The following is a 25771-nucleotide window of genomic DNA, read 5'->3' on the forward strand; positions in this document are numbered from 1 at the left end:
CGAGTTTCCAGCGCACGGCTCCAGATGCCTCGTATTACAAGGAATCTGACCGTCGAGCGTTGACGGCACAGGGAGGCGTCGGGTACGTTCGCGGCGAATGAAACGATATCATTCGTTGTTCACCGAGCGATCACTTCCATCGACATGAAGGAGCGTGTGCGTGGCCATCGAGATGCCGGCAGACAGCTCACGGAACGAGACTCAACGCCGCTCGCGCAAGCGGCGGCGGTCCTACGGGCCGTACCTGGTGGTCGTCCCGGTCATGCTCACCATCGGGGTCTTCCAGTACTACCCCGCCGTCAACGGAATCTTCCGGTCGTTCTTCGCCTGGAATCCCGCCGGGGACTCTCCGTTCGTCGGAGTTCAGAACTACGCGCGGATGATGTCGGACTCGGCCTGGTGGCTGTCGTTCCGCAACCTGGGAATCATCTTCGTCTTCGGTGTGGCCTCGTGGTCGATTCCCCTGCTTGCCGCCGAGCTCGTGGTCTCGTTGCGGAGCGCACGGGCACGGTTCGTCTTCCGCACGCTGCTCATCCTCCCGATGGCGTTCCCCGGCGTCGTGACAGCGCTCATCTGGTCGTTCATCTATCATCCGAACGACGGCGTCCTGAACAGGATCCTCAGGGACGCTGGGCTCGGAAAGCTCGCGTCGAACTGGACGGGCGATCCCGCTCTCGCGCTCGGAGCCCTGCTCTTCATCGGCTTCCCGTTCATCGCTGGTCTGCCGTTCCTGATCTTCCACTCCAGCCTGTCGAACATCCCACCGGAGATCTTCGAAGCCGCACAGCTCGACGGCGTGGGCCGGATCCGTCGCTTCTGGACGATCGATCTGCCGCTCATGGCGTCCCAGGTCCGGCTGCTCCTGTTCCTGGCGGTCGTCGCGACGCTCCAGTACGGCTTCGTCGCCTACATCGTGACGAAAGGCGGCCCTGACAACGCCACGGCGGTGCCAGTGCTGCAGATGCTGAACGAAGCGTTCCAGGGCGGGGACTGGGGATACGCCGCGACTCTTTCCACCACGCTGTTCGTCATCACGCTCGCATTCAGCCTGATCGTGATGTTCGCGAGGAAGAAGACCTCGAGAGCAGCCTCCGAAGACGGGCTTATGTAATGGCCGGCGTACAGACGACCGACGAACGGGCCGGCGTCGTGCCGGCGCGGCCCCTGGCCCGCGAAACGACACCGCGCCGCGCCCGGTTCGCACCGGGGCGTCGGCAATGGGGAATCACGATCACGCTCTCGGCGATCGTGGCAGTATCACTCGCGCCCTACCTGCTCATGGTCTTCGTCTCCGGCAAGTCGCGACAGCAGTACGAGCACACGTTCTGGCAACCGGACTGGCCCATCCAGTGGAGCAACTACGCGGTGGCGTGGAAGCAGATCGCGCCCTACATGCTGACGTCGGTCGTCGTTGCCACGGTCTCCATCGTCGGAATCGTCGCCATCTCGGCGGTCACGGGATTCGTCATCTCGCGTTACCGCTTCGTCGGACGCAACCTGTTCTTCGCCCTGATCGCGGTCCTGCTGATGATCCCGAGCATCTCGAGCCTCGTCCCGCTGTTCGTGATGATGCGGGACTTCCAGCTCCTCAACACGATCTGGGTGATGATCGTGCCGCACGTCGTCGGCGGGGCGGTCATCGGCACAGTCCTCATGCGCACCTTCGTCGACGGGATCCCGCAGACGATCTTCGATGCCGCCCGCATCGACGGCGCCTCTGCTCCCCGCCTCTTCCGGTCGATCATGATCCCGTTGTCCTATCCCGTCATGGGATCGGTTGCGCTGATCACGATCAACAGCGTGTGGAACGACTTCTTCTGGCCCCTTCTGACGATCTCGGACAACAGGCTTCGGCCCATCTCCGTTGGGCTCCTGTTCTTCTCAGGCCAGAACGGAACCGACTACGGGCCGATGTTCGCGGGCTACCTGCTCTCGAGTCTCCCCCTCGTCGTCCTGTTCTCGTTCCTCTCCAAGTATTTCCTGGCCGGCATTCAGGGCGGCCTCCCCGGTTCCCACTGATCGTTCCATCCACAGCTCACCAAAAGGCGCCAGCAGCCAGAAGAGAGGATGCATCGTCGTGTCTAGACTCAGTAGCGGTGTCAGAAGAGGCCCGACAGCTCTCGGAGCACTCGTGAGTGTCGCGCTGGTCGCGTTCAGCGCCGGATGCGGGGCCTCGGACGGTGGTGCGTCCGGGGATCACGTCACTATTACGCTCTCCGGCCCCAACCAGTGGAACAATTCCTCGGACTCCTTCGGGAAGGCCTGGGACAAGTTGATCGCCGGCTTCGAGGCCGCGGAGCCGAACATCACGGTGAAGACGACCGTGCTTCCCGCCAACTCGTGGACCGACACCCTCTCGACGCAACTGAGCGCCGGCACCGCGCCGAACCTCGTCTTCCAGCAGGCCCCTCACAAACCCGACCAGGTCGTTGCACTCGACAAGTACCTCCAGGAGCCGAACCCCTACATCCCGGAGAACAAGCACTGGATCGACAACTTCAACTCGGCGCACTTCGGTACCGGCAACGAGCGGTCGCTCGATGCGAACGGCCACTACACCTACGTGCCTTTCAACCTCACGTCGCTCGGCATCTACCGCAATGACACTCTGCTGAAGAAGGCCGGCGTCACGTCTGACATCTCGACCTTCGACGACCTGATGAACGCCTGTACCAAGATCAAAGCGGCCGGGTTCACGCCCATGGCCATGGACAGTGGCGCGAACGCGGCCGACTGGACGTTCTGGTCACTCGGCTCGATGTTGCTCCGGAAGTACGCGGGCAAGGTCAACGTCTTCGATTCGGCCGGAAACCCGGGAACGGCGCGGCAGGTGACGCAGAAGGGACTCGCGAAGGCCGTGCTGACCGGTGAGCTGAGCGCGACCAGCACACCCGAGGTCAAGGACATGCTGAAGCTGACCAAGCAGCTCTACGACACGTGCGCCACCCCGAACTGGTCCGGTGTCGCGGCCGGCAGCGCCGGCGACGAGTTCAGCGGCGGTAAGGCCGGGTTCATCTTCAGCACGAGCTTCTACAGTTCCTGGCTCGATGGCGTCGGCTTCAAGTACTCCACGATGCCGTTCCCGACTGTCACCACGTCGGACTCCGAGTATGCAGACGGCAGCGTCGCCCAGTTCGGTGCTTCCGACGGCGGAACGTCGTACATGGTCTCGGCGACGACCAAAGGCTCAGAGCTGGCAGCGTCGATCAAGTTCCTCCAGTACGTCACCAGCGCGAAGGGCGGGCAGGCGTGGCTCGACGCCACTGGAGCCATTCCGTCCACCCTTGACGCCAAGACACCGGCCACCGCCGCGGGGCTCCTGCGTGGTAAGTGGTCGGAGACTCCGCCCATCAAGTTCTTCACGAAGGCGCCCAAGGCGAAGAGCGGACAGAACGTGTACGAGGGGTATCTGATCGGATCCAAGTCGCTCGACGCCCAGGCGGAACAGATGGAGACCGACAGCATGGCCGGCTGGAAAGAGGTCGCAACAGCATCCGGCTGGACGGATGACTGGGCGAAATAGGCGCGGTCGATGAATCGTTTCGTTCGGCGCCGACATCCGCTTTCCGGCGTGAGACGTGGCCCCCATGGGGGGCCACGATGCCTCCGCGACGGTCATCCGGACCGACTAGAGTGGAACGTACCATAGCGGTGGTACGACAGATTGGCGGCAATGAGCAGCGGAGGGACACTGTGGTCAGTATCCGGGATGTCGCAGACAGTGCAGGCGTGGCCGTGGGAACAGTGTCGAAGTACCTGAACACTCCGGATCGTGTTTCCGCCGGGAAGACGAAACTCATCCGCAAGGCCATTCGCGACCTCGGCTATGTGAGGAACGACGCTGCCCGCCAACTGCGGGCCGGGCACAGCAACACCTTGGGCTTTGTCGCCCTTGAACTCAGTAACCCGTACTTCGCTGACGTTGCCCGCAGCGCAGAGCGGAGGGCTGCCCAGAAGGGGCTCGTCATGGTGCTGGTCAGCAGCAACGGCGACCGGGAACGCGAAGCGCAGTACGTCGACCTGCTCATTCAGCAGCGGGTATACGGCGTGGTTCTCGCCTCCGGCATGACCCAGGACCGCGATCTCGATCTGCTCTTCGATCGAGGGATCCCCACTGTGCTCCTCGATGCGTACGCCAAGTCGGATCGCTTCTCGAGCGCCAGAGTCGACGACTACCTGGGTGCCAAGCAGGCCGTAGACCACCTGATTGCGCAGAGATGCCGATCGATCGCCTTCGTCGGAGGCGAAGACAGCGTGCATCAGATCGCAGAGCGGCGCCGCGGCGCCCGCGCGGCGGTCGACGCAGACGGAGGCGTGACCTTGGAGACGATTCCGACCGAAGAGCGTACGATTCAGGCCGGACGAGATGCCGGCGAGGCGATCGCCGCCCGAGCGGCGAGGCAGCGGCCTGACGGGATCTTCGGCGCCAACGACTCGATCGCGATCGGGATCATGCAGGTGCTGGTGGGCAAGGGCATCCGGATACCCCAGGACATCGCGATCGTCGGCTACGACGACATCGACTTCGCCACGTCGGCGGTCGTGCCGCTGACGACCGTGCGCAGGTCGGGCGAGCTTCTCGGGCGCGCTGCGGTCGATCTGATGGTCGATCAGGCCGAGTTCGGATCGCCGGCCGTGCGGGACATGGTCATCCAGCCCGAGCTTGTCGTCCGGGCGAGTTCGCTGCGGAGTTCCAAGGCCTCATGACGAAACGGAGGGGACCGCGGCAACAAGACATCGCCCGGATGGCCGGCGTCTCGCAGACCATGGTGTCACTCGTCCTCAACGGGCGTGCCGCGAGCGCAGGAGTCACGGAAGAGACCCAGAAACGCGTTCGCGACATCATCGAAGAGCTGGGATACGTTCCCAATGTCGCCGCGCGCTCCCTCCGGGGTGGCCGCAACGGCATCCTCGGGGTGCACACCTTCGAGCCCGTCTTCCCGGTTGTCCTTGGGGACTACTATCACGATTTCCTCGTCGGGATCGAAGAGCAGGCCATCCGGATGGGGCAGGACCTGTTGCTCTTCGCATCTACTCAGAGCGAGGACGGTACGCGCAGCATCTACGGCAGAGGCACGAACCGCCTGGTGCTCGCGGACGGATCGGTCATGCTCGGTATGCGGACGAATGACGAGGAACTGACCCGGCTCGCCGGGGAGGGTTATCCGTTCGTCTTCATCGGCAAGCGTGATGTCGCCGGCGTCGCGTTTCCGTACGTGACTGCGGACTACGAGGGGGCGACCGCCGGCGCCGTGCAGTTGCTCCACGACCACGGCCATCGCAGGCTCGGCTACCTCGGACTCATCCACCGCATCGTCCCGCTCGACCTCCGTTTGCGCGGCTTCGAACACGGCATGGCGAGCCTCGGGGCCGATGGAACGACGCCCTGGTTGCTCGATCCCACTCGCCTCACATCGGAGTGGGTCGCCGACCGCCTCGCCGAGGGGATCACGGCGTTCCTCGTCGAATCGATCGATCTCGTAGACCCGTTCGTCGCGGCGGTGGCCGGACTGGGGCTTGAGGTCCCCTCCGACCTCTCCGTGGTTCTGCTCGACGTGGCCCCCAAGGATTCGGTCGCAAACGGCTGGAGCCGCATCGGGCTGCCGAGGCGCGAGCAGGGGCCGGCGGAGCGTCACGCTGCTTCTGCAGCTGCTCGATGGCGAGATCTCCGCCGACCATTCCGAGACCGTCGAATGTGAGCCACCGTCCCTCGCGAGCGTCGCCGACCGGTAGGGACGGACGCCTGTGCTGTGAGCCAAGCGGCTCAGCCCACGAGATCGCGGCCCTGGGTTCGAACGGATTCCGGCCACTCGAGCGCGATCCCGAGCCGGTTGCGGAGTAGCGACTGATAGTCCTGCAGCAGTCCGGGCTTGCTACGGACCTCCTCCGGCGATACCTGTTCGGTCGCGCAGAATCCCGCGAGAGCGCCGACCGCTTCGCCGATCGACCACTCGACGGGATGCAGTCGGTAGGCCCCGTTGGTGATGTGCGTCGTCCCGATGTTCTTTCCGGCTGCGAAAAGGTTCCCCACATCGCGGGGTAGCAGCGCTCCGAGAGGTATCTGGAACGGGAAGCAGTCGATGTCGATATAGCTCCTGAAAGCGCTCGGATGGAGATCGATCCGGTAGAAGCCGATGCCCACCGAATCGGCGAAGCTCTCCGACCACGGTCGCGACTCGCGCATTTCACGCCCGATGTGTTCTTCCGTGATCGTGAAGTGCGCTCGGATGCGGCGGGACTCGCGAATGTAGGCCTCCTTCGCCAGGCCGTCCACGGTCCCGAGCACGTCGCCTCGCAGGTGGAGCTCCGGATAGCCGATGCCGCCGTCCGACCGGGGCGCCTCGGTCTGCATCCAGTACACGAACGACAGCGTCAGAGCCCGCGCGCCGTCGAGCGCATCCTGCTGGGCCGCATCGGACACTCCGGCAAGCGGCCGCTCCCAGTAGTCGGCTTGTGGCCAGTTCATGAGGGTGACGTCGCCACTGGGCCATCCAGGTCCCATCGCGTAGCGGGACAGGATCCGCCGGTAGTGCCAGAGGTCCGGTTGCAGCGATGTCTCGGCCTCGGCCGGAGTGGTTGCGAACATCGGCCGCGTGCGACGCTCGAGGGACACCGGGTCGACATCGTCCCAGGACAGCTGAGATCCCGGCCAGAACGGCGCAACCGTTGACCGCCAATATCCGTAGTCTGTCGGCGGGTCGATCACGTGGTCTTCGCCTGCCCGGTACTCCAGCGCGGCACACCACGTCACAGCCTGCTGGTCAAAGGGATTCGCGACGGGTGGCGCGTGCAGCTCGCCCGTCTCGCTGGACGCTTCCGCTCCGATGACGTGATCGAGATTCCCGAGCGGGAGGAGATCGCCAAGCTCGGTCGCGTCTGCGAAGAACCGCGCTTCGAGTCGCGTTTCGGACCCGTCGCGTCGATCGCGCACCACTACCGCTTGCACCCGTGGCCCGACCCGCTCCAGCTCGATCGGCTCGCTGTGTTTGAGGATTGTCAGCAGACCCGATGCGACGAGTGGGGAGAGCATCTCCTCGATCGTGTGAGCAGCCACTCTGGGCTCATGGCACAGACGTGAGACAAACCCGTTGCCAGGATTGAGGTTGACCGCGCTCACGGCCGTGTCCGAGAGCGGGTAGTTGGTGCGGTAGTGATCGCGGATGCGGGTCCGCAGCTCGGAATAGCTGGGCGAAATCTGTTCCGTTTCGATCCACTGGTGTTCGTCGGGCGGAACCCCCTGCGTCGACAGTTGCCCGCCGAGCCAGTCGCCACGCTCGGTCAGGATCACCCGCTGACCGAGACGGGCTGCGGTCAGCGCTGTGGCTACGCCGCCGAGTCCGCCTCCGATGACGACGAGGGTCGCTGCGTGATGCTTCCGCGGCATATGTAAGTACCTTTCAGGAGCGGCTGCAAAAGTTCTCTAATACGAATTAGACCAAAGTAGCAGAAGTCTGCTTCAATGACGGGACGAGGGTTGATCGAGCCTCCACGAAGCACACCTCAACGAGGAGAATCGTGTCTCCAAGCCAACTATCCGTCCAGCTGTACACCGTGCGAGAAGCGGCGCAACAAGACTTGCTCGCTACGCTTCAGCGCCTTGCGGACCTCGGCTTCACCAAGGTCGAACCATTCGACTTCACCAATTTCGAGAAGCTCGGCGACGCTTTGCAGGCGACAGGCCTCGCAGCTCCGACCTCCCACGCGCACTTCCTGGGCGACGATGTGGATCGGAGAGCCGTGTTCGAGGCGGCGCGGGAACTCGGCATCGAGACCGTGATCGATCCGGCCACCGCGCCAGAGCGCTGGCAAAGTGCGGCCGGTGTCGCCGAGATCGCTGACGAATTGAACGCCGCAGCGGAACTCGGCGCTGGTTTCGGCATCCGAGTCGGCTATCACAACCACGCCTACGAGCTCGAAAGCGTCATCGACGGCCAGACGGCCTTCGAACTGCTCGCGACTCGCCTCGCCCCGGAGGTGGTTCTCGAAGTCGACACATACTGGGCGGCCGTCGGCGGCCGGCACCCTGTGGAACTTCTCCGGCGTCTCGGCGGCCGCGTCACCGCGCTGCACCTCAAAGACGGACCAGGCACCAAGGACACCTTGGACCAGGTTGCGCTTGGCAGCGGCTCGATGCCGCTGCGGGCGATCATCGAGGCAGCTCCAGCCGCGCTTCGAGTGATCGAGCTCGACGACTCCCGCCGCGATCGCTTCGAAGCGATCGCCAGCAGTTACAAATACCTTCTCGAGGAGGATCTCGCATGAGCGGATCCGGTCGCGCCGGCGTCGGTGTTGTGGGTGCGGGCGTCATCAGCACGCAGTACCTGGAGAATCTCACCAGCTTTCCCGACCTCGATGTTCGCTTCGTCGCGGACATCGATGAAGCGCGCGCGGCGGCACAGGCCGAGAAGCACGGCGTTCACGGCCACGGATCAGTGGAGCAACTGCTCGCCGATCCTGACATCGAGATCGTAGTCAACCTCACGCTCCCGAAGTCCCACGTCGACATCGCGCTCCAGGCCCTGGCCGCAGGCAAGCATGTCTGGAGCGAAAAGCCGATCGCGCTCGATCGCGCGAGCGGCAGCCGGCTCATGGAGGCGGCGCACGCAGCCGGGTTGCGCGTGGCCGCGGCACCGGACACGTTCCTCGGCGCCGGGCTGCAATCGGCTAGGCGTCTGCTCGAATCCGGCGGAGTCGGCGCTCCGCTGACCGCGCTGACGCTTTTCCAGAGCCCCGGCCCCGAGTCGTGGCATCCGAACCCCGACTTCCTTTTCCAAGAGGGCGCGGGACCGCTTTTCGATGTCGGGCCGTACTACATCACGACGCTCGTCCAGCTGTTCGGGCCCGTGTCCCGCGTTACTGCGGTGGCGTCCAAGGCGAAGCCGTTCCGGACGATCGGATCGGGCGACCGCGCGGGCGAGCAATTCGAAGTGACCGTTCCGAGCCAGGTAAGTGCCCTCTACGAGTTCCAGGGCGGGCAGACAGCGCAGAGCATCTTCAGCTTCGACTCGAAGCTCGGGCGCAGTCTGGTCGAGGTCACCGGCGTCGAAGGCACCCTGATCGTGCCGGATCCGAACACCTTCAAGGGCGACCTCGTCGTGTACCACGGCCCAGAAGACGTCGAGACGATCGCGTCGGTCGGCGTCACGACCACGCGCGGCACCGGCGTGGCCGAACTGGCTCAGGCGATTCGGGCCGGGCGCCCCGAGCGAGCATCCGGCGAGCTGGCCTTCCACGTGCTCGACATCATGGAGTCCACCATCGACTCGGCCACGAACGGCGTGCCCGTGGACATCGCAACCACAGTCACGGTCGCCCCGACGCTCGACAAGGGCTGGGACCCGCGTGCACGGACGCTGATCGCATGACCGCGGCGGCCTGGTTCTTATCAGAGCGCAACGACCGTCTGCGCCGCGGACGCCGTCCGGTCGCGTTGCCCGGGTCTTCCTTCGGGAGCGCTGCGCCGACGAACATCCGTCAGGCCGCCGAGGTCGCCCAGATCGAACCGGTGTCCGTGGGAACCGTCTCCATCGTATTCAATCGTCCGGGGGTGACTGGCCACACGGCGGGTCGCGTCGATGACGCCATGAACGAACAGAGGTTCGTCCAGGACGAGGTTGAGCGGCAACTGAACAACGGACGAAGCCGGTGCATCGGGATCGTCGTGCTCGATGTCGGCGATCCCTTTTTCGCGGACGTCGCACGGGGGGCAGAGATGAGCGCCAAGGACTGCGGCTTCGCCCTCCTGATCGGATGCTCGGACGATGATCGCGATCGCGAATCCGACTACCTCGACCTCTTCGAAGAACAGCGCGTCCATGGTGTGCTCATCGCACCCACGGGTAACGCCATAGTCGGACTGGAGCGCCTGCGCTCCCGAGGCATCCCGGCCGTGCTCCTCGGTCGCGTTGCCGGCGAGGGCGAGTTCTCGTCGGTTTCCGTCGACGACGTCGCTGGCGGGCGGCTCGCGGTCGAGCACCTTGCCGAGACCGGGCGCCGCCGAATCGCCTTCGTCGGAGACGGGTCGAAGTTCGGACAGGTGCACGACCGCCACGTCGGCGCCAGGCAAGCCGCTGCCGACCATCCGTACATAGCTTTCGAATCGATCGAGACGGTAGCGTCGACGATGACCCAGGGCGTGCTGGTGGCCGAGGAGATCGTCAGACGCCCGCCCGCGGATCGGCCAGATGCGTTCTTCGCGGCCAACGACCTCGTCGCCGTTGGGCTCTTGCAAGGTCTGCTCAACAACCAGGTCCGGGTTCCCGAGGAGATCGCCCTGATCGGCTACGACGACATCTCGTTCGCCGAATCCGCCATAATCCCGTTGTCGTCGATCACCCAGCCGAGCGAGCTCATCGGCTCGGCCGCCGTCGAACTCCTACTCCGGCAAGGAGACGGGCACAGCAGCACGCACGAGCAAGTCGTCTTCCGGCCGACGCTCGTCGCGAGGCAGAGCACGGCGGTCCCATCAGCCGAGCAGTAGAACGCCGGCAACCCTGTACTGTCCGAACGTGTCGGGCACCATCGCACCGGGACAGATGTCCGGCCCTCCGGTCGGTCACCGGTTGTGACCCGGTGGCAGGTGCTCGGCCAGGAACGCGTACGTGCGGTCCCAAGCGAGAGTTGCTGCCTCGGTGTCGTACATAGCGGGCCGGGCGTCACAGGCGAAGGCGTGGCCCGCGCCCGGATACAGGTGGCCCGGCAGCGATGCCGGGGGCCGTAGAAGACGATGGTGCTCGCAAGAGAGTCGATCGCGGTAGCCGCCGCTCACCGAAACAGAATCCTAAGACAGCGACCCGCTCAGCCGTGATGCCCGCGTCGGAGGCCAGGTCGTCCACCACCGCCTGCACGTCGGCCACGATCTCGTCGATGCCGAGGGCACCTATCAATGGCATTGCCTGCTTGTGCTGGTCGTATTCGAGCACACCGGTACCGCTGCGGTGAGAGAGGTCGGGAGCAACGGCAAGATACCCATGCTCGCGATGCGACGTGTGACGCTCTCGATGTGGTCGTTCACGCCGAACGCCTCCTGCAGCACGATCACCGCAGCGTCGATGTTCTCCTCGGCTCTTCCTTCATACACACGCATCTCGCCCGAGCCGGTCGACATCATCCTCCACTCGGTCGCAGGGCCTGTCTGTGTCTGGCTCATCGTCACCTTCCTTGCTGGTCATTTGCCGTCGATCACGGTTAGTTGCCGTTCCCGCTTACCGAGGCGCTCTGCTCCTGTCGCGGTCTCGATGATCGCGTCGCCCCAGGTGACGCAGTGCTGGCGTGCGAACGTCGGCGGCGCCTCCGGCACGTGCAGATAGGGCTTCAGGACGAAGGTCGTGTTCGCGAGGATCGGTTGGTCCGGTACACGCATGTGATCCAGGCCTGGCACCAGGAGCGGGCCGTCATTGCCCAGTCCACGCCCGTGGACTGGCAACCGGTGCATATTCGAAGTATGCGGTATTCCTGTCCACAGAGGGATCGGCGACTGCGACGACTGGCTCTGGTTCGTGAGCAGTGCTGGGTTATGAGGACTGGGCACCTCGGCGAGCTTCGACAAGTTCGCTCAAGTGCGCGTGAGCTCGGACGCCTCGAATACCCGCCCTTTGCCTGTGCACGAGAGGATGCCAATTCGGCTTGTTTCTATGAAGCCGCCACCGACGGTTATCTGATCGCCTAGCCGGCAGGCGACTTGTCCGTTTGCGTCAATCAGAGCGGGCGTGCCGTCACGGAGTGCGACACTCCAGCCTGGAGACCAGGCCACATCGATGTCGACGAGTCTCTCGGTGCTGGCACCAGTACCCATCGGGGTGCGGACCACCAGGCAGTTTGTGGAAGCGTCGATCTCGAGAGTCCCGGACAACCCAGCCTGCATCCACACGGTAGGCACTTTGCGTTGAACAGTCAGACCGGGCAGCGCAGCATCGCGGTTCCGCTTCTCGTCACGATTCATCGGATCATCTCCAGCGCTGTCTCTGAGCAGCCGATCATCTAGCGGGCCAGCAACCTCGACCGCGGGCACCTTCAGGCGTCCGCGGTCGAGGAAGGGTCCGTGGCCCTTTGACGCTTGGGGCCTCACTCGAAGCCTGGCTAGGGCAGGAGCAGCGAGGCCTGCAGTTTGTCGCTGATGTAGGTGACCGGTACCCAGAGACACCCACCCTGGTACGGTCCCGCGGAGACTTTACCGCGATGCTGACCCCACGCAATGACGTCGCCGGGGTAGGCGTCGTTGGGACCCATCGTGGTCAGCCAGGGCGCGCCCGAGTCGCCATTCGCGCAGTCCGTTGTCCACATCAGGACGGCGTAGGCGCCTATACCGCTATCCCAAAAGTTCGTGCTCCTGATGGTTGACTGCACGAGCCCGCTCACGGCGCTGCTCATGGCGACGGTCTTGCCCACCGCCGGCGCGGCCACGCCGCGCACAAACCGGCCGTTGGTTGTGCCCTGGTCTCCTACGGGCGGTGTCAGCGGTGATGGGCGACCAGGTCGTGGGCGCGGGTGGCGTCGTCGTCGCGGGGTTCGGTGTGGATGGTGGCTGAGGTGAGGCGGCGGACGCCGTGGATGAGGTCGTGTTCGACTTGGTGGCTGAGGTGGTGGGCGTCGACGAGGGAGGTGTTCGAGTCGATGGTGATGCGTGCTTCGGCGCGGAGGCTGTGGCCCAGCCAGCGAAGTTGGATGCCGGAGACGTCGATGACGCCGGGAGTGGAGCGGATGACCTGTTCCGTCCGGTCGACGAGAGACGGGTCGACGGCGTCCATCAGGCGGCGGTACACCTCGCGGGCGGCGTCGCGTAGTACGAACAGGATCGCGATCGTGATCAGCAGGCCGATGATCGGGTCGGCCAGCGGGAACCCGAGCCAGGCGCCGACCGCGCTCAGTACCACGGCCAGGCTGGTGAAGCCGTCGGTGCGGGCGTGCAGCCCGTCGGCGACCAGCGCGGCCGAGCCGATCCGCGTGCCGGTGCGGATCCGGTACTGCGCGACGACCTCGTTGCCGAGGAATCCGACGACACCGGCGATGATCAGTACGCCGACGTGCCGGACGTCGGACGGGTGGATGAAGCGCATGACCGCCTCGTACCCGGCGTACGCCGACGACAGTGCGATCAGGACCACGACGATGATGCCGGCCAGATCCTCGGCGCGGCCGAAGCCGTAGGTGTACGCGCGGGTGGCGAGCCGGCGGCCGACCAGGAACGCGATCGCGAGCGGGATCGCGGTGAGCGCGTCGGCGTAGTTGTGCAGGGTGTCGCCGAGCAGCGCGACCGAGTTCGTGTAGATCACGATCACGGTCTGGATCAGCGCGGTGACGATCAGGCCGGCAAAGCTGATCTTCAGGCAGCGCATGCCCTCCTGGCTCGCCTCGAGTGCGGAGTCGACCTTGTCGGCGCTGTCGTGCGAGTGCGGAACGAAGATCTCCTTGACCTTGCCCAGGAAACCGTCGTTGTGCTCATGCCCATGACCGTGTCCAGCAGTTGGCTCCGGGGCGTGCCCATGGCCGTGTCCGTGACCGGCAGTGGGGGAGTCGTCGTGGGGATGCCCGTGGCCGTGTTCCGTGGCGCTCATCGGCTATGTCCTCTGATCGGTCAGGAGTTGGCAGCGGTCGGGTCGACGTGGGTCACCGCACCGGCAGCCCGGTGGTGCTCGGGAAAGCCCCCGCTGGAGTGCTCGGCGTGATAGATCGCGTCCTCGACCAGCTGGCCGGCATGCGAGTTCTCGATCCGGTAGAAGACCTGGTTCCCCTGCTTACGTGCGCGTACCAGGCGCGCCAGCCGCAGCTTGGCGAGGTGCTGGGAGACGCCGGCCGAGGACTTGCCGACCGTCTCCGCCAGCTCGTTGACCGAGCGCTCTCCGTCGAGCATGGCCCAGAGCAGCCGCACCCGGGTGGCGTCGGACAACATCCGGAAGACCTCAACGGCCAGCGCCACGTGGTCGTCGTCCGGTGTGGATCTAGTTGCCTGCGTATCTGCGCGCATACGCAGATGCTAAGGTGTGCTGGTCAGCTCGGCAAGCCCAGCGAGATCAAAGTCGTGAACGAACGGACCCGCTCGCGCAGCGTCGGCACGTTCGCCCGGTTCTTGCGTACGACGCGACGGCGGCTGCCCTTGTCGAGGCCCAGAGACGATGCGCGCTGCTGCCTGTGCAGATCGTCGAGCCGGCCGCTCCGGCGATGCGGCGGAAGGTCGTCTGCACGTCGGCTCGGATGCGGACCTGGTGGTGTTCTCGCCTGAGCAGATCCGCGATCAGGCGACGTACGCCGATCCGACGCGACCCAGGGTTGGGATGCGTCATGTGCTTGTTGGCGGCGTGCCGGTTGTACGCGACGGTCAGCTCGACCGGAAAGTTCGCTCGGGGCCGCTGGATCACTTCGCACTGGCCGGTTCGAAGCGCTCGGGTGCCAGAAAGTCGATGTCGCGGGTGCTCGCACCGTCGATGACGAGGTCCGCCACGATCCCTTCGATCCCGGTCTGCGGGCTGACCGGGTCGGGTCGGAGGCCTGGCAGGACACGGACGACGTCTGCGAGCCGGAGTGCGAAGGCGGGGTCGACCGTCCGGGAGACGTTGCCCAGGTCATCGATCTCGGGGTGGGTTTCGAACTTGATGCCGACCTTGACGGTCGCCCCGTCCAAGGACGGGAAGCCGTAGGCGTTGAGGTCTCCGACGCGTTCGAAGACACCGAATCTGTCGGGGTGGAAGTCCTCGGGGCGGTGGGCGAGGTACCAGCCTTGGACGACCCGGCGAGGTATGACGCGGTGCGCGGCGGCGCCAGGGACGAGTTCCTTCGCCCACGCACCTGGGGCGATCACGACTTGCTGATAGGTCCGTTCACCCTGCCGCGTAGCGACGGTGATCCCTGTTGGACCCGGGGTGATCGCAAGGACCTCGTCGTAGCGGCTCACCTCGGCGCCGAGTTTCGCACCCTCGGCTGATCGCCTTCACCAGGATGGTCGAGGTCGAGGGCTTGGCGTTCGGTGTCGCCGGTGAGGAATGCCTTGGACAGTGGATACCGATCGTACGGGCGATGGGGCTCGGCGCCGACGACGGTCAGGTTGCCTCGAAGCCGAAGTGGCGGAGTGCCCACGCGGCGTGGTGGCCTGCGAGGGAGGCGCCGGCCGCCACGATGTGTCGGAGTGGCACTGCTCAGCCGGCTGTCTGGTCGGCCTTGCGCCACGCCGCTCGGGCGAGCAGGCGCAGGCCGTTGAGGCCGACAACCATCGTCGAGCCCTCGTGCCCGGCGACGCCGAGTGGCAGCGGGAGGATCCAGAGGATGTCCCAGATGACCAGGACGGTGATGACCGTCGAGGCGAAGACGAGGTTCGCCTTGACCACCCGATGAGCGCGGCGGGCCAGGCCGATGACCTTCGGCACGGTGGCGAGTTCGTCCCGGACGATGACCGCGTCGGCGGTCTCGAGCGCGAGGTCGGATCCGTTCCGGCCCATCGCCAGGCCGAGGTCCGCGGCCGCCATCGCGGGAGCGTCGTTGACGCCGTCCCCGACCAGCATCACCCGGTGGCCGTCGGCCTGGAGGCCGCGAACCGCGGCCACCTTGTCCGCGGGCAGCAGCCCGGCGCGGACATCGGTGATGCCGACCTCCTGAGCGAGCCGGCGGGCGGCACGTGCGTTGTCACCGGTCAGCAGAATCGGGCTGCGGCCCGTCAGTTCCTTCAGCTTCGCGACGGTCTCGGCGGCGCCGGGGCGGACCCGGTCGGCGAGCCCGAGAACACCGGCCGGGACGTCGTCGACGGTGACGACGACCGCCGTACGGCCCGCTTCTTCCAGGTGTGACACCACAGCCCGCGCCTGGGCCTGGGCCGGTCCGGGGGAAACGCCGTCCAGAAGCACCGGGGATCCGACCCGGACCGTCGCACCGTCCACGAGCGCGGTCACTCCTCGCCCGGGGGTAGAGCTGAAGTCAGCGCTGTGCGGTACGGCGACCTCCGCCTCATGCGCCGCCATGACGACAGCCCGCGCAAGGGGATGCTCGCTCGGGCGCTCCGCGGCTGCGGCAAGCGCCAGTACGTGCTCGGTGGTGAGGCCGGCTGCCGCGACGAGCTCGACTTCCGCGACCCTCGGTGTTCCTTCGGTCAGGGTGCCGGTCTTGTCGAACGCGACCAGGTTCGTCGTACCGAACTTCTCCAGTGCGACCGCGGATTTGACGAGTACGCCGTGGCGTCCGGCGTTGCCGATCGTGGACAGTAGCGGCGGCATGGTGGCGAGGACGACCGCACACGGCGATGCCACGATCATGAAGGTCATCGCGCGCAGCAGGGTCGGCTCGAACGCTGCGCCCAGCGCGAGCGGGATTCCGAACACGGCGAGCGTCGCGACGACGACGCCGACCGAGTAGCGCTGCTCGACCTTCTCGATGAACAGTTGGGTGCGTGCCTTGGTCTGCGACGCCTCTTGCACCATGGTGACGATGCGTGCCACGACAGAGTCGCGTGCGGCCCGGTTCACCACGAGCTTGAGGGCGCCGGTGCCGTTCAGGGTGCCCGCGAAGACCTCGTCGCCGGTGGTCTTCGGCACCGGCAACGGTTCGCCGGTGATGGATGCCTGGTCGACCTCGCTCAGGCCTTCGAGTACCTCGCCGTCGGCGCCGACGCGTTCGCCCGGCCGAACCAGTACGACGTCACCGACGACGAGGTCGGCGGTGTCGACCAGTTCCTCGCCGCCGGCCGTGGTGAGCCGGGTCGCCTGTTCGGGGGCGAGGTCGAGCAGCGCGCGTACGGAGTCCGCCGTACGCCTGGTGACGAAGGCTTCCAGCGCGCCCGAGGTCGCGAAGATCACGATCAGCAGCGCGCCGTCGAACACCTGGCCGATCGAGGCTGCGAGCAGGGCGGCGACGATCATCAGGATGTCGACGTCGAGCGTCTTCTCGCGCAGCGCGCGCAGGCCGGACAAGGCCGGCTCCCAACCTCCGGCTGCGTAGCAGGCCAGGTAGCAGGCCCACCAGAGCGGCGGAGGTGTACCGAGCGCGTGGAGTGCGGCACCGACGAGGAACAACGCCGTCGCAATGGCTGCCCAGCGGACCTCCGCCATCGAGACCAGCGACCACAGCCGTGAACGCCGGGTGCTGGGACGCGCGCGATCCTGGGGAACTTCACGGGCGGGTGCGGACAGCGTCGAGGTCATGACGTCCTCTCGGAGACGTGGAAGCGGTGCCCGAAAACAGTAAAACATGAACACGTATTCATGCAAGACTGCGTTGACGCGGGTATGCTCCGGCTATGGGCCACGGAGTGGACGGGCGTGCAGTCGCGCCGGCGCGACTGGACTTGGCATCGGCCAAGGCCGTGTCCGCCACCCTTCAGGCGCTGGCGACGCCTAGCAGGCTGCTGATCCTGGGGCGTTTGCGGGAGGGTCCGGCCACCGTCGGCGAGCTGACGGAAGCCGTTCAGATGGAGCAGTCCGCGGTGTCCCAGCAGCTTCGGCTGCTCCGCAATCTCGGACTCGTCGAGGGCGTTCGCCAGGGGCGCAGTGTCGTCTACTCCCTGTACGACAATCACGTCGCCCAACTGCTCGACGAGGCCGTCTACCACGCAGAGCACCTACGGCTCGGCGTACCGGACGAACCACCGTCAGCTGCGTCCCGCGCCTGACTGCGGCTCAGCCCGCAACGGGAGCTCGGGTAGCCACGGCCGTCCGGCAGGAGTGCGGGAAGGGGGGTCGGACTGCAGGGAACCGGGGTGCGCGGCACTTATCACCGATCGGTGGTCGCCTGAGGCCGGTACCTTCGGCCGGTGACTCGGGCGCATGCGGCAGGTGTCCCGGCCTGCTGTGCGCGCCGCTCGTGCACCTGTTCGCCCGGGTAGGCGTGCGCGGTGATCAGGTGCCGGACGGGGTGACGGCCAGGATGCGCTGTGCCTTCTCGACGGCGGTGGAGGTCGCGCCGTCGACGTCGTCCGGGAGGCCGTTGACGACCGTGACGGCCACGACGACGTCGTCCACGCCGGTGGTGACCATGATGACCTCGAATCCCTCGAGGGCCCCGGACGTGGCGGTGAAGCGTACGGCAACGGGGTCGGTGCCGGCTCGTGGCGCGGAGACCTCGCGGACACTGATCGGGGAGCTGCCCGCGCCCGCGACCTTGAGTGTGAGGGTGCGGCACGCCGTGATGGCCTGCTTGAAGGACTTCTGTAGCGCGCGGACTGCTGCGGGCGAGCCCATCGCGTCGATGCTCTCGTCCACGAAGGGGCCCTCTGCGCCGCCCGAGTACGACTGACCGGCGGAGGCCTTCGAGCCGGGCGGGTTGTCGGCGTTGGTGAGGGCAACGAGTTTGGCGCAACGGGAGTCCTTGGCCGATACCGTCACGTCGGAGTTGTCCCCGGAGCCGTTCTTCTCGAGGGAGAATCCGGCCGGCAGATCCGAGAGCGCGAGTAGCGCCTTGGTGAGCTGCGCCGCCGTCCGCGCCGGCTTGGCGGGTACGGGCGACGGTACTGCGGTCGCAGCCGTGACCGGTGTTTCCGACGGTCCCGGCGTCGGCGTGGCCGGAGCCGACGACGGTGCCGATGCGGGCGCCCGCGAGGGCGTGGACGAGCCGGTGCTTGAGCTGCCGGAGCATGCGGTGAACGCGAGCAACGCGGCAGCGGCACAGACCGGCGTACGGAAGGGCTTGAGCATTGAGGTCTCCTGATGTGTGGGCATAGCTCGGTCGGCGCCGACCAGACTTCCCGGCACACCAGAAGGACGGAGCCCCTCGTTATCGACTACATCGCCCGTGCCGCGCGGGTGTTACACAGCGGATGCCAACCTTTCGTACCTCTTCTGGCTCAGCCGATGCGCGATCGTCTACTTCCTGTGGGACAAGGCGTTCAGGTCCCTCGACTTCGGCTACGGCTCGGCGGCGGCGTACGTGCTGTTCGCGATCACGCTGCTGACCACGATCGGGGTCGTCGTCTACTCCCGGCGGAAGAACATGGAGGCGTTCTAGGTGACCGTTGACACAACCTCAAAGGCTCCGAAGTCACGTCCGTCCGGCTGGCACCTGTTGCTGGCGCCGGTGGCGCTGCTCTTCCTGCTGCCGTTCCTGCAGATGTTCCTCGCGTCGGTGTCGCCGGCGGCCGAGCTGCTCAAGTTCCCGCCGCCGATCATCCCGTCACGGATCGACTTCAGCGGGTTCGTGACCTTGTTCACCGAGTCGGACGCGCTGCTGTGGCTGGGCAACACCGTGCTGGTGGCAACGTCGGCGATCGTGTCTCATCTGGTCCTGTGCTCGCTGGCCGGATACGGATTCGCGCGGCTGGCGTTTCGGGGGCGAACAGCCGGCATCTTCATGATCCTCGCAACGATCATGATTCCCACCCAGCTGCTGATGATCCCGACGTACCTCCTCTTCTCACGGCTGCGGCTGATCGACAGCCTCGGCGCCGCCATCGTGCCCTGGCTCTCGTCAGCGTTCGGGATCTTCCTGATGCGGCAGTTCTTCCTGTCGCTGCCGAAGGAGCTCGAGGAGTCTGGTCTGATCGACGGCGCGAATCGCTGGCAGGTCTTCTCCCGTATCGTGCTCCCGCTGGCGAAGCCCGCGCTCGCGACCCTGGCGATCTTCACGCTGCTCGGCTCGTGGAACGACCTGGTCTGGCCGCTGATCGCGATCAACAACGACCACGCCTTCACCCTGCAGCTCGGGCTGGCGAACTTCCAAGGCACCCGCCGGACCGAGTGGTCCTTGCTGATGGCCGGCAACGTTGTAGCCACGTTGCCCCTTATCCTCTTCTTCCTGATCGCCCAGAAACAGTTCGTCGCCACCATGACCCTCTCCGGCCTCAAGGGCTGACCCAGGCGAGACCGCCGTCGATCGGTTCTTGATCGGAATCCGACGGCGGCACTGGAGACTCGACTCGAGGCACTAAAGCGTTGGCTGCGCCGGGGAGGTCAGCCGTCGGAGGTCAGGGTGAAGATCCAGATGCCGGCGAGGAACATGCGGCGGCGGCCAAGGATGTCGCCCGAGCGTCCGCCGAGCAGAGCAGACCGCCGAACGTCATGACCTGACGGCAATCCAATTCGACGACTGCGGCCACCTGATCCCAGTGGATGCACCAGACCGCTTGCTGGCGACCTCGATCCCATGGCTCAACGTGTCATTGCCGGACTGAGCCCTGCCACAGCTAGTCGGAACAGGCGGTCGGCCTGGGCGGCGGGATCGGGATAGTGCGCGGTGGCCAGGGCGATTCCAACCGCGAAGGTGATGAGGTCCTCGACCGTCAGGTCCTTGGACACCATGCCGTCTTGCGCCGCACGCTGAAGGAGCGGAGCTGCTGCGTCCTCCAAGGCTGCAGAGCAGCTGTTCTTGTGTACGTCGCCGTCGTACGCGAGCGCCTCTGCCAGCCCGCGGGCGGTCACGCAGTACGCGACGACCTCGCTCAGCCAATCGACGAGAGCGCCACGGCTGTCCCGGTTGTTGATGAGGTCCAGGGCGCGGACGCACAAGGCCTCGATGCGCTGTCGGGAGACTGCCTCGAGAAGGGCGCGGCGGGTGGGGAAGTGCCGCCGGACGGTGGCCGAGCCGACGCCCGCGGTGCGCGCGATCTGTTCGAGCGAGGCGCCGGCGCCGTGCGCGGCGACCTCGTCTGCGGCCACGGCGAGGACCCGCGCGTAGTTCCGGCGGGCATCGGCCCGTTGCGTACCAGACATCGCGCGCCTCCAGGGTTGCTAAATGGCGGGACCCGCCATATCGTACCGGACAGGTAAACGGCGACCCCCGCCACTTAGTTTCTCGAGGAGCGCAATGTCCACAGCTTCCAACCCCGTCCTGGTGACCGGTGCCACCGGCAGACAGGGCGGTGCCACTGCCCGTGCCCTGCTTGCGGCAGGTGTCCCCGTTCGCGCACTGGTCCGCGATCCGGCAACCGATCGGGCCAGAGCGATCGCCGGGCTCGGTGCCGAACTTGTCACCGGCGACCTGGACGATCGGGACTCGATCGTCCGCGCCGCGGACGGCGCCCGGGCGGTCTTCTCGGTACAGATGCCCGCGATCACCGCAGCCGGCTTCGACTTCGAGGGTGAGGTTGCCCAAGGCATCAATCTCGTGGAGGGGGCGAAGACTGCCGGTGTGCCCCAGTTCGTGCACACCTCGGTCACCGGTGCCGGTCAGCACACAGAAACGCCGGGGTGGGCCGAGGGACGCTGGGCATCGATGGAACCGACGCTTGGCGCCAAAAGCGCGATCCAGGACCGGGTGCGGGGGGCCGGCTTCCAGCACTGGACGATTCTCAAGCCAGGTTTCTTCATGGAGAACTTCCTGCCCTCGATGCAGTTCCTGTTCCCACGTGGTGTCGAGGGCGGGCTGGTCAGCGTCCTGAACCCCGGGACCCGGCTGTCGCTGGTCGCGGTGGACGACATCGGCACTGCGGCGGGCCGCGGCCATCGCCGACCCTGAGCGTTTCGACGGCCTCGAGCTGGAGCTGGCCAGCGACTACTTGTCGATGACGGAGGTCGCCGAGACACTCTCGCGGGCGCTGGGTAGGCGGTTGTCCGCGCCAGACATGACGGAGACAGAGGCGCTCGCGGCCGGTATGCCGGCGATGGGTGCCGGGCACGAGTTCCTGAACGTGGCCGGCCAGCCAGGACGTCCGCAGTACGCGCGGGGTCTCGGCATCCCACTCACCAGCTTCGATGCCTGGGCGCACCGGCACCTGCGGCCCGCGGCCTGAGTGTCCGGCATCATCGGTCGAAGACGTCGCGGTGGTGTTCGACGTGCTCGCGAGATTCTTGGGCCTACTTGGTGAGTTCGGTCAGCGGTGGCAGGAGTGATCGGCCGAGCGGCGTCAGTGCGTAGTCCACGCGCGGTGGGACCTCCGCATAGGCGGTGCGGGTGACGAGCCCGTCGCGTTCGACGGCTCGCAATGTCTGAGTGAGCATCCGATGCGAGATGCCAGGCAGGTCTTTCATGAGCTCGGTGAACCGGCGTGGCCCGTCGACGAGGCGCGCGATCGTGGCCAGTGACCAGGTGTCGCCGATGCGGCGGTGGACCTCCCTGGTGTAGCGCCGGAGGAGTCCGTACTGCACAAACCGATCCCGGTCGTGGCAAGTTCTTCCATTTCTTCCCTCGATGTTCGTGACGCACTAATCAGTGCGTGATCTGGAGTCGGTATGGAAAGCGTCGCGCGGTCGTTGGCGTCTGTCGACGGTCCATTTCCGGGCCGATCCTGACAGAACTGGAGTACGACGATGACGACCATCGCCATCATCGTCGCAAGCACCCGTCCGGGCCGTTACGGTGCGGCCGTCGGTCAGTGGGTTCAAGAGCGAGCGGCCGCCCGTGGTCGTCAATACCGCAGCCGGGGTCCTCCTGGGCCGCAAGCACACGGTGGGCGACTACCTGCGCGGATTGGGCAAGGGCTGTGCCGAGGGCGCGCTGATGATGGTTGGCGGCGAGTTCCTGAGCGTAGGACTGCGTGGTGTCAGGCCACTGACGAAGCTGCTGGACGACGCCGCGGAGACAGCGGCGAAGGCGTGCAGCTTCACTGGCGAGACGCTTGTACTGATGGCCGACGGCACCAAGAAGCCCATCTCGAAGGTCGAGGTCGGCGACGAAGTGCTGGCGACCGACCCGGAAACGGGTGAACAGGGCCCCCACAGGGTCACCGAGGTCTTCGAACATTCCGATGACGTGATCGACCTCGAGGTGGCCGGAGATGTCGTCACAACCACCGCGAACCATCCATTCTGGGATGCCACCGATCAGCGCTTCGAGCCCGCCGCCGAGCTGGACCGAGGTGACCAAGTCCAGTCCGCCGACGGCCGGCGCTTCACTATCGGCGGTCTCAAGACCACAACCACCCACCGCGCCACGGCATACAACCTGAGTGTCGAAGGCATCCACACCTACCACGTAGGCGCCGACGAACTGCTGGTCCACAACTCCTGCGGTGTGCCGATCTCGAAGGGCCGCTGGGACCATATCTGGGATCGGCACGTCAACCGCGCGAAGTATCCGAACAAGAGCAAGTTCAACACGACGAACAAGTCGAAGATTGATCGAATGATCAATCGCGCACTGGGTGGTGAGACTGGCGACGGCGTCTACTTCTACCGGTTCCCGTCGTCGATCGGGACAACGGCGACGAGCGAAGCGCAGTACTACATCCGAGTCGTGATTCGTAAGGGCAAGGTGATCACGGCTTTCCCATCGGGTACACCGTGAGCCGCTTCGGTAGGGTGCTGTCACCATGGGCGTAGATGTCGTGCTGAAACAGGTGAGCCAGCCGGGGACGAGTTCGAAGCGCCGTCGGCTGACTCAGCTGGACATTGTGCCGGACGCGGATGATGTGTTAGCCAGAATCTGCGAACGTAGCAAGCTTCCGATGCTCAGCCGGGTCGATCCGTACGGCGACCTGATCCTGACGGCAGCGGAAATGCCCCAGTTCCTCGAGGAGGTGGAGACGGAGCGGAAGCTCGCCACCGAGGATCAAGAGCGTGCGCTCCTAGCCGCCGTCCACCACCTCGGCGAACGCTGCTCGACGGAGCTGTGCACCGAACTCCATCTCGAAGGTGACTGACCTCTACCCGGAGCCGCCGCATCTGACAATTGCGATGTGGGTGGCTGAGGACGAAGAATTGGCCTTCAGCCCTTCTACGGACTGATCGATGAGATGATTGGGTTCCTGCGACTCCGGGTGACACCGCCCTTCCGCCGACTGTGGAACCACGATGCCGCAAGCGCTCATCGGTCTGGCGGGTCCGACTGCGCGCGTCAGGGCATCGCAAAGGCAGTCGACCTGCCCCTGCCCCTGCCGGGCTGGCGCGATGTGTTCGTCCCACTGTCCGTTGCCAGTTGCGTCCAGGGGCTTGCCCTAACGTTCCGCGGGTTGCCAAGCCTCCACACGAACTGTGTCAGCGGCGTCGCGCAGGGAGGCTAAGGTCTCTTTAGCCGGGTGCGCGTCGGTGTCGGTCACGACGTAGCCGTGTTCGCCGCGGGTCGCTAGCCACTGACCCACGACGTTGACTCCGGCGCCTGCCAGCGTGTTGTTGATGGAAGCGAGCACACCCGGGACATTGCGGTGCAGGACGGCAATCCGGAAGGCCGCGCCACCGGGCGCAGGGGCAACCTCGGGAAGGTTGACCGACAAGGACGTGGCGCCGGCCGCGATGAACCCGGTGAGCTTGGTCGACACGAAGGTGCCGATCTCTTCCTGTGCCTCCGCGGTCGACCCTCCGACGTGTGGGGTGAGGATGACGTTGTCGAGGCCGCGCAGCGGGGACTCGAAGGGGTCGCCTTGCGCCTTCGGCTCGACCGGGAACACGTCGATTGCCGCTCCGGAGAGGTGCCCGCTCAGGATGTGTTCGCGCAGTGCCAGGTCGTCGACCACCATGCCGCGTGAGGCGTTGATGAAGACGGCTCCTGGCTTCATCCTCGCGAACTGTTCCGCGCCGAAGAGGCCCGCGTTGCCGGGTCGGCCGTCCACGTGGATGCTGACGACGTCGGACTCCGCGAGGAGCTCGTCGAGCGAGCCCATGCGGCGCGCGTTGCCGTGCGCGAGCCGGTCGGCGGTGTCGAAGAACGCGACCCGCATGCCAATGGCTTCGGCCATGTTGGACAGCTGTGACCCGATGTTTCCGTAGCCCACGATCCCGAGGGTGCGACCGCGGGTTTCGTAGGCGCCCTTGGCGGACTTGTCCCAGATCCCGTCGTGCATGCGCTGCGTCTTCTCGGGGAGGCGACGTGCCAGGGCAAGGACCTCGCCGATGACCAGCTCGACGACGCTGCGGGTGTTCGAGAAGGGAGCGTTGAAGACGCCCACTCCCAGCTCGGTCGCGTGGGTCAGGTCGACCTGGTTCGTGCCGATGCAGAAACACCCCACCGCGCGCAGGTTTGGGGCTGCATCGAGGACGGCGTGGGTGACCTTGGTGTTGGACCGAATGCCGAGCACGGCGACACCGGCCAAGGCCTCGATGAGCTCGGCCTCGTTCATGGAGCCGGGGCGGACGTCGACGTCGAACCCCATCCGGCGGAATGTCTCCCGGGCGACGGGGTGGACGTTCTCGAGCAGCAGTGCCTTCACGCGTTGTCTCCCTTGCGGCCACCCGTCCGCCGGGCGGCCTGAGATGAGTTCTTGTGGGTCTCAGATTGCCCCAGCCGACGGGCCGGAGGCGATTGTGTGCATCACGTGAGATGCCGGCTGGAGGTTTCGAACCAGCAGCTGCCCGGTGTGCACCAGGTGCTGCCGCATCGCCGTCTCGGCGGCGGCGCCCCTGCGGTCGAGGATGGCGGTGACTATCGGTGCGTGCTCGGCGCAGATCTCGGGCAGCGTCCGTCCTGCGGTCGTGGTGCGCGGGCCGAGCAGGGCGGTCGTGGTGCGCATGCCTTCGATGATGGCCGCGGCCCGCTGGTTTCCGCCGGCGCGCATGAGTCGGTCGTGCAGCGCGCGGTCCGCGACCCAGAACCCTTCCTCGTCGCCCGTCGCGTCTTCGAGGGCCTCGAAGGCCAGGCGGATCTCGGCGTGCTCGGCGTCCGTGGCGCGTTCCGCCGCGCGGCGGGCGGCGGCCGGCTCGAGGGCGAGGCGGATGTCGATGATCTCCTCGATGTCGTGCGCCTGTGGTGTCAGGACCTGGAAGCCGCGGTTGCGGTTGATGCGCACGAGGCCGGCCTCGGCCAGTCGCAGCAGCGCCTCCCTCACCGGGCTGCGCGAGACGCCGAGCAGGTCCGCGAGCTGGTAGACAGAGTAGGTGTCGTCCGGGAGCAGCTCACCGGAGGTGATCCCCGCGCGGACGGCTTCGACGACCCCGTCCGCGAGGGAGGGTGCGCCGAGAGGGAGCGACAGCCGGACCATGGGTAACATGTTACC

27 protein-coding genes and 2 pseudogenes are annotated in these 25771 nt (G+C 66.2%); 15 read left to right on the plus strand and 14 right to left on the minus strand.

Annotation, left to right across the window (positions count from 1 at the left end):
* Positions 1–160: 160 nt before the first annotated feature.
* The 5 genes from JOF29_RS34435 to JOF29_RS34455 all read left to right on the plus strand — a co-directional run bounded on the left by JOF29_RS34435 (position 161) and on the right by JOF29_RS34455 (position 5699).
* Positions 161–1111: a carbohydrate ABC transporter permease gene (locus tag JOF29_RS34435; RefSeq protein WP_307863834.1), complete on the plus strand. Its 951-nt coding sequence runs from the start codon at positions 161–163 to the stop codon at positions 1109–1111.
* A complete protein-coding gene (locus JOF29_RS34440) occupies positions 1111–2019 on the plus strand; it encodes a carbohydrate ABC transporter permease (protein WP_209698544.1) in 909 nt (302 codons plus the stop codon). The genes JOF29_RS34435 and JOF29_RS34440 overlap by 1 nt, the downstream gene beginning before the upstream one ends.
* A gap of 112 nt (positions 2020–2131) precedes the next feature.
* On the plus strand, positions 2132–3523 hold the full coding sequence (locus tag JOF29_RS34445; protein WP_209698545.1) for an ABC transporter substrate-binding protein: 1392 nt from the start codon (positions 2132–2134) through the stop codon (positions 3521–3523).
* A 77-nt stretch (positions 3524–3600) separates the two neighbouring features.
* Positions 3601–4707 (plus strand): LacI family DNA-binding transcriptional regulator, encoded by a 1107-nt coding sequence (locus JOF29_RS34450; protein WP_245359732.1) that lies wholly within the window; start codon positions 3601–3603, stop codon positions 4705–4707.
* Entirely contained in the window at positions 4704–5699 is a 996-nt protein-coding gene (locus JOF29_RS34455) for a LacI family DNA-binding transcriptional regulator (RefSeq protein ID WP_209698546.1), read from the plus strand. Before JOF29_RS34450 ends, JOF29_RS34455 begins: the two co-directional genes overlap by 4 nt.
* 65 nt (positions 5700–5764) lie before the next feature.
* Here the strand turns inward: JOF29_RS34455 and JOF29_RS34460 are convergent, their stop codons facing one another.
* Entirely contained in the window at positions 5765–7384 is a 1620-nt protein-coding gene (locus JOF29_RS34460) for an FAD-dependent oxidoreductase (RefSeq protein WP_209698547.1), read from the minus strand.
* Between the two features lie 167 nt (positions 7385–7551).
* On the opposite strand from JOF29_RS34460, the gene JOF29_RS34465 reads away from it, so the two are divergent.
* From JOF29_RS34465 to JOF29_RS34475, 3 genes are read left to right on the plus strand one after another with little or no spacing between them, the layout of a single operon-like run.
* Positions 7552–8262, plus strand: a complete 711-nt coding sequence (locus JOF29_RS34465; RefSeq protein WP_307863835.1) for a sugar phosphate isomerase/epimerase family protein — start codon at positions 7552–7554, stop codon at positions 8260–8262.
* Entirely contained in the window at positions 8259–9365 is a 1107-nt protein-coding gene (locus JOF29_RS34470) for a Gfo/Idh/MocA family protein (protein ID WP_209698548.1), read from the plus strand. Before JOF29_RS34465 ends, JOF29_RS34470 begins: the two co-directional genes overlap by 4 nt.
* Positions 9362–10480 carry a LacI family DNA-binding transcriptional regulator gene (locus JOF29_RS34475; protein WP_209698549.1) on the plus strand — a complete coding sequence of 373 codons (1119 nt, stop codon included), beginning with the start codon at positions 9362–9364 and terminating at the stop codon, positions 10478–10480. Before JOF29_RS34470 ends, JOF29_RS34475 begins: the two co-directional genes overlap by 4 nt.
* Before the next feature lie 75 nt (positions 10481–10555).
* Here the strand turns inward: JOF29_RS34475 and JOF29_RS46165 are convergent, their stop codons facing one another.
* The 8 genes and pseudogenes from JOF29_RS46165 to JOF29_RS34515 form a co-directional block, all read right to left on the minus strand.
* Positions 10556–10702, minus strand: coding sequence for a dienelactone hydrolase family protein (locus JOF29_RS46165; protein ID WP_372446428.1), 147 nt, complete (start codon positions 10700–10702; stop codon positions 10556–10558).
* Positions 10656–11149, minus strand: a pseudogene (locus tag JOF29_RS46170) (dienelactone hydrolase family protein). The gene JOF29_RS46165 and the pseudogene JOF29_RS46170 overlap by 47 nt, the downstream one beginning before the upstream one ends.
* A gap of 18 nt (positions 11150–11167) precedes the next feature.
* The gene (locus JOF29_RS34490) at positions 11168–11362 is read right to left on the minus strand and encodes a hypothetical protein (RefSeq protein ID WP_209698551.1); all 195 of its coding nucleotides are present in this window, start codon (positions 11360–11362) and stop codon (positions 11168–11170) included.
* A gap of 192 nt (positions 11363–11554) precedes the next feature.
* Complete coding sequence (locus tag JOF29_RS34495; protein WP_209698552.1) at positions 11555–11941, minus strand: hypothetical protein; 387 nt, start codon at positions 11939–11941, stop codon at positions 11555–11557.
* 511 nt (positions 11942–12452) lie between these two features.
* Positions 12453–13553, minus strand: coding sequence for a cation diffusion facilitator family transporter (locus JOF29_RS34500; RefSeq protein ID WP_209698553.1), 1101 nt, complete (start codon positions 13551–13553; stop codon positions 12453–12455).
* A gap of 20 nt (positions 13554–13573) precedes the next feature.
* The gene (locus JOF29_RS34505) at positions 13574–13963 is read right to left on the minus strand and encodes an ArsR/SmtB family transcription factor (RefSeq protein WP_209698554.1); all 390 of its coding nucleotides are present in this window, start codon (positions 13961–13963) and stop codon (positions 13574–13576) included.
* Between the two features lie 387 nt (positions 13964–14350).
* Positions 14351–14893: pseudogene (locus JOF29_RS34510) on the minus strand (FAD-dependent oxidoreductase); the annotation flags it as partial.
* Between the two features lie 235 nt (positions 14894–15128).
* Positions 15129–17120 carry a heavy metal translocating P-type ATPase gene (locus JOF29_RS34515; RefSeq protein ID WP_209698556.1) on the minus strand — a complete coding sequence of 664 codons (1992 nt, stop codon included), beginning with the start codon at positions 17118–17120 and terminating at the stop codon, positions 15129–15131.
* A 95-nt stretch (positions 17121–17215) separates the two neighbouring features.
* Between JOF29_RS34515 and JOF29_RS34520 the strand changes: the two genes are divergently transcribed.
* Complete coding sequence (locus JOF29_RS34520; RefSeq protein WP_209698557.1) at positions 17216–17587, plus strand: ArsR/SmtB family transcription factor; 372 nt, start codon at positions 17216–17218, stop codon at positions 17585–17587.
* A gap of 226 nt (positions 17588–17813) precedes the next feature.
* Here JOF29_RS34520 and JOF29_RS34525 read toward each other — a convergent pair whose 3' ends face one another.
* Positions 17814–18608, minus strand: a complete 795-nt coding sequence (locus JOF29_RS34525; protein ID WP_209698558.1) for a hypothetical protein — start codon at positions 18606–18608, stop codon at positions 17814–17816.
* Between the two features lie 97 nt (positions 18609–18705).
* Here JOF29_RS34525 and JOF29_RS34530 point away from each other — a divergent pair, with 97 nt between their 5' ends.
* Both JOF29_RS34530 and JOF29_RS34535 read left to right on the plus strand, forming a co-directional pair.
* The gene (locus JOF29_RS34530) at positions 18706–18918 is read left to right on the plus strand and encodes a sugar ABC transporter permease (protein WP_209698559.1); all 213 of its coding nucleotides are present in this window, start codon (positions 18706–18708) and stop codon (positions 18916–18918) included.
* Positions 18919–19761, plus strand: a complete 843-nt coding sequence (locus tag JOF29_RS34535) for a carbohydrate ABC transporter permease (protein ID WP_307863836.1) — start codon at positions 18919–18921, stop codon at positions 19759–19761.
* A gap of 296 nt (positions 19762–20057) precedes the next feature.
* Here the strand turns inward: JOF29_RS34535 and JOF29_RS34540 are convergent, their stop codons facing one another.
* Positions 20058–20618 (minus strand): TetR/AcrR family transcriptional regulator, encoded by a 561-nt coding sequence (locus JOF29_RS34540; RefSeq protein WP_209698560.1) that lies wholly within the window; start codon positions 20616–20618, stop codon positions 20058–20060.
* A 94-nt stretch (positions 20619–20712) separates the two neighbouring features.
* Here JOF29_RS34540 and JOF29_RS34545 point away from each other — a divergent pair, with 94 nt between their 5' ends.
* Both JOF29_RS34545 and JOF29_RS34550 read left to right on the plus strand, forming a co-directional pair.
* Complete coding sequence (locus JOF29_RS34545; RefSeq protein ID WP_209698561.1) at positions 20713–21363, plus strand: NmrA family NAD(P)-binding protein; 651 nt, start codon at positions 20713–20715, stop codon at positions 21361–21363.
* Positions 21364–21469: 106 nt separating this feature from the next.
* A complete protein-coding gene (locus tag JOF29_RS34550; protein ID WP_209698562.1) occupies positions 21470–21637 on the plus strand; it encodes a hypothetical protein in 168 nt (55 codons plus the stop codon).
* 64 nt (positions 21638–21701) lie between these two features.
* Here JOF29_RS34550 and JOF29_RS34555 read toward each other — a convergent pair whose 3' ends face one another.
* Positions 21702–21992, minus strand: a complete 291-nt coding sequence (locus JOF29_RS34555; protein ID WP_307863837.1) for a winged helix-turn-helix transcriptional regulator — start codon at positions 21990–21992, stop codon at positions 21702–21704.
* Positions 21993–22245: 253 nt separating this feature from the next.
* On the opposite strand from JOF29_RS34555, the gene JOF29_RS34560 reads away from it, so the two are divergent.
* Together JOF29_RS34560 and JOF29_RS34565 are read left to right on the plus strand one after the other, a co-directional pair.
* Positions 22246–23130 (plus strand): polymorphic toxin-type HINT domain-containing protein, encoded by an 885-nt coding sequence (locus JOF29_RS34560; protein ID WP_209698563.1) that lies wholly within the window; start codon positions 22246–22248, stop codon positions 23128–23130.
* Positions 23131–23155: 25 nt separating this feature from the next.
* Positions 23156–23485 (plus strand): hypothetical protein, encoded by a 330-nt coding sequence (locus JOF29_RS34565; RefSeq protein ID WP_209698564.1) that lies wholly within the window; start codon positions 23156–23158, stop codon positions 23483–23485.
* A gap of 294 nt (positions 23486–23779) precedes the next feature.
* On the opposite strand, the gene serA is transcribed toward JOF29_RS34565, so the two are convergent.
* Together serA and JOF29_RS34575 are read right to left on the minus strand one after the other, a co-directional pair.
* Entirely contained in the window at positions 23780–24988 is a 1209-nt protein-coding gene (gene serA / locus JOF29_RS34570) for a phosphoglycerate dehydrogenase (protein WP_209698565.1), read from the minus strand.
* A gap of 60 nt (positions 24989–25048) precedes the next feature.
* Positions 25049–25756 (minus strand): GntR family transcriptional regulator, encoded by a 708-nt coding sequence (locus JOF29_RS34575; RefSeq protein WP_209698566.1) that lies wholly within the window; start codon positions 25754–25756, stop codon positions 25049–25051.
* Positions 25757–25771: the final 15 nt, after the last annotated feature.

It is taken from the genome of Kribbella aluminosa (genome assembly GCF_017876295.1).
Taxonomy (GTDB): Bacteria; Actinomycetota; Actinomycetes; order Propionibacteriales; family Kribbellaceae; genus Kribbella; species Kribbella aluminosa.

Coding starts and splice junctions, on each gene's coding strand:
- JOF29_RS34440 (WP_209698544.1), top strand. CDS start 1,111: ATGGCCGGCGTACAGACGACCGACGAACGGGCCGGCGTCGTGCCGGCG.
- JOF29_RS34525 (WP_209698558.1), bottom strand. CDS start 18,608: ATGCTCAAGCCCTTCCGTACGCCGGTCTGTGCCGCTGCCGCGTTGCTC.
- JOF29_RS34460 (WP_209698547.1), bottom strand. CDS start 7,384: ATGCCGCGGAAGCATCACGCAGCGACCCTCGTCGTCATCGGAGGCGGA.
- JOF29_RS34515 (WP_209698556.1), bottom strand. CDS start 17,120: ATGACCTCGACGCTGTCCGCACCCGCCCGTGAAGTTCCCCAGGATCGC.
- JOF29_RS34520 (WP_209698557.1), top strand. CDS start 17,216: ATGGGCCACGGAGTGGACGGGCGTGCAGTCGCGCCGGCGCGACTGGAC.
- JOF29_RS34545 (WP_209698561.1), top strand. CDS start 20,713: ATGTCCACAGCTTCCAACCCCGTCCTGGTGACCGGTGCCACCGGCAGA.
- JOF29_RS34470 (WP_209698548.1), top strand. CDS start 8,259: ATGAGCGGATCCGGTCGCGCCGGCGTCGGTGTTGTGGGTGCGGGCGTC.
- JOF29_RS34490 (WP_209698551.1), bottom strand. CDS start 11,362: ATGCGTGTACCGGACCAACCGATCCTCGCGAACACGACCTTCGTCCTG.
- JOF29_RS34540 (WP_209698560.1), bottom strand. CDS start 20,618: ATGTCTGGTACGCAACGGGCCGATGCCCGCCGGAACTACGCGCGGGTC.
- JOF29_RS34500 (WP_209698553.1), bottom strand. CDS start 13,553: ATGAGCGCCACGGAACACGGCCACGGGCATCCCCACGACGACTCCCCC.
- JOF29_RS34455 (WP_209698546.1), top strand. CDS start 4,704: ATGACGAAACGGAGGGGACCGCGGCAACAAGACATCGCCCGGATGGCC.
- JOF29_RS34550 (WP_209698562.1), top strand. CDS start 21,470: ATGACGGAGACAGAGGCGCTCGCGGCCGGTATGCCGGCGATGGGTGCC.
- JOF29_RS34495 (WP_209698552.1), bottom strand. CDS start 11,941: ATGAATCGTGACGAGAAGCGGAACCGCGATGCTGCGCTGCCCGGTCTG.
- JOF29_RS34575 (WP_209698566.1), bottom strand. CDS start 25,756: ATGGTCCGGCTGTCGCTCCCTCTCGGCGCACCCTCCCTCGCGGACGGG.
- JOF29_RS34450 (WP_245359732.1), top strand. CDS start 3,601: ATGCCTCCGCGACGGTCATCCGGACCGACTAGAGTGGAACGTACCATA.
- JOF29_RS34505 (WP_209698554.1), bottom strand. CDS start 13,963: ATGCGCGCAGATACGCAGGCAACTAGATCCACACCGGACGACGACCAC.
- JOF29_RS34565 (WP_209698564.1), top strand. CDS start 23,156: ATGGGCGTAGATGTCGTGCTGAAACAGGTGAGCCAGCCGGGGACGAGT.
- JOF29_RS34475 (WP_209698549.1), top strand. CDS start 9,362: ATGACCGCGGCGGCCTGGTTCTTATCAGAGCGCAACGACCGTCTGCGC.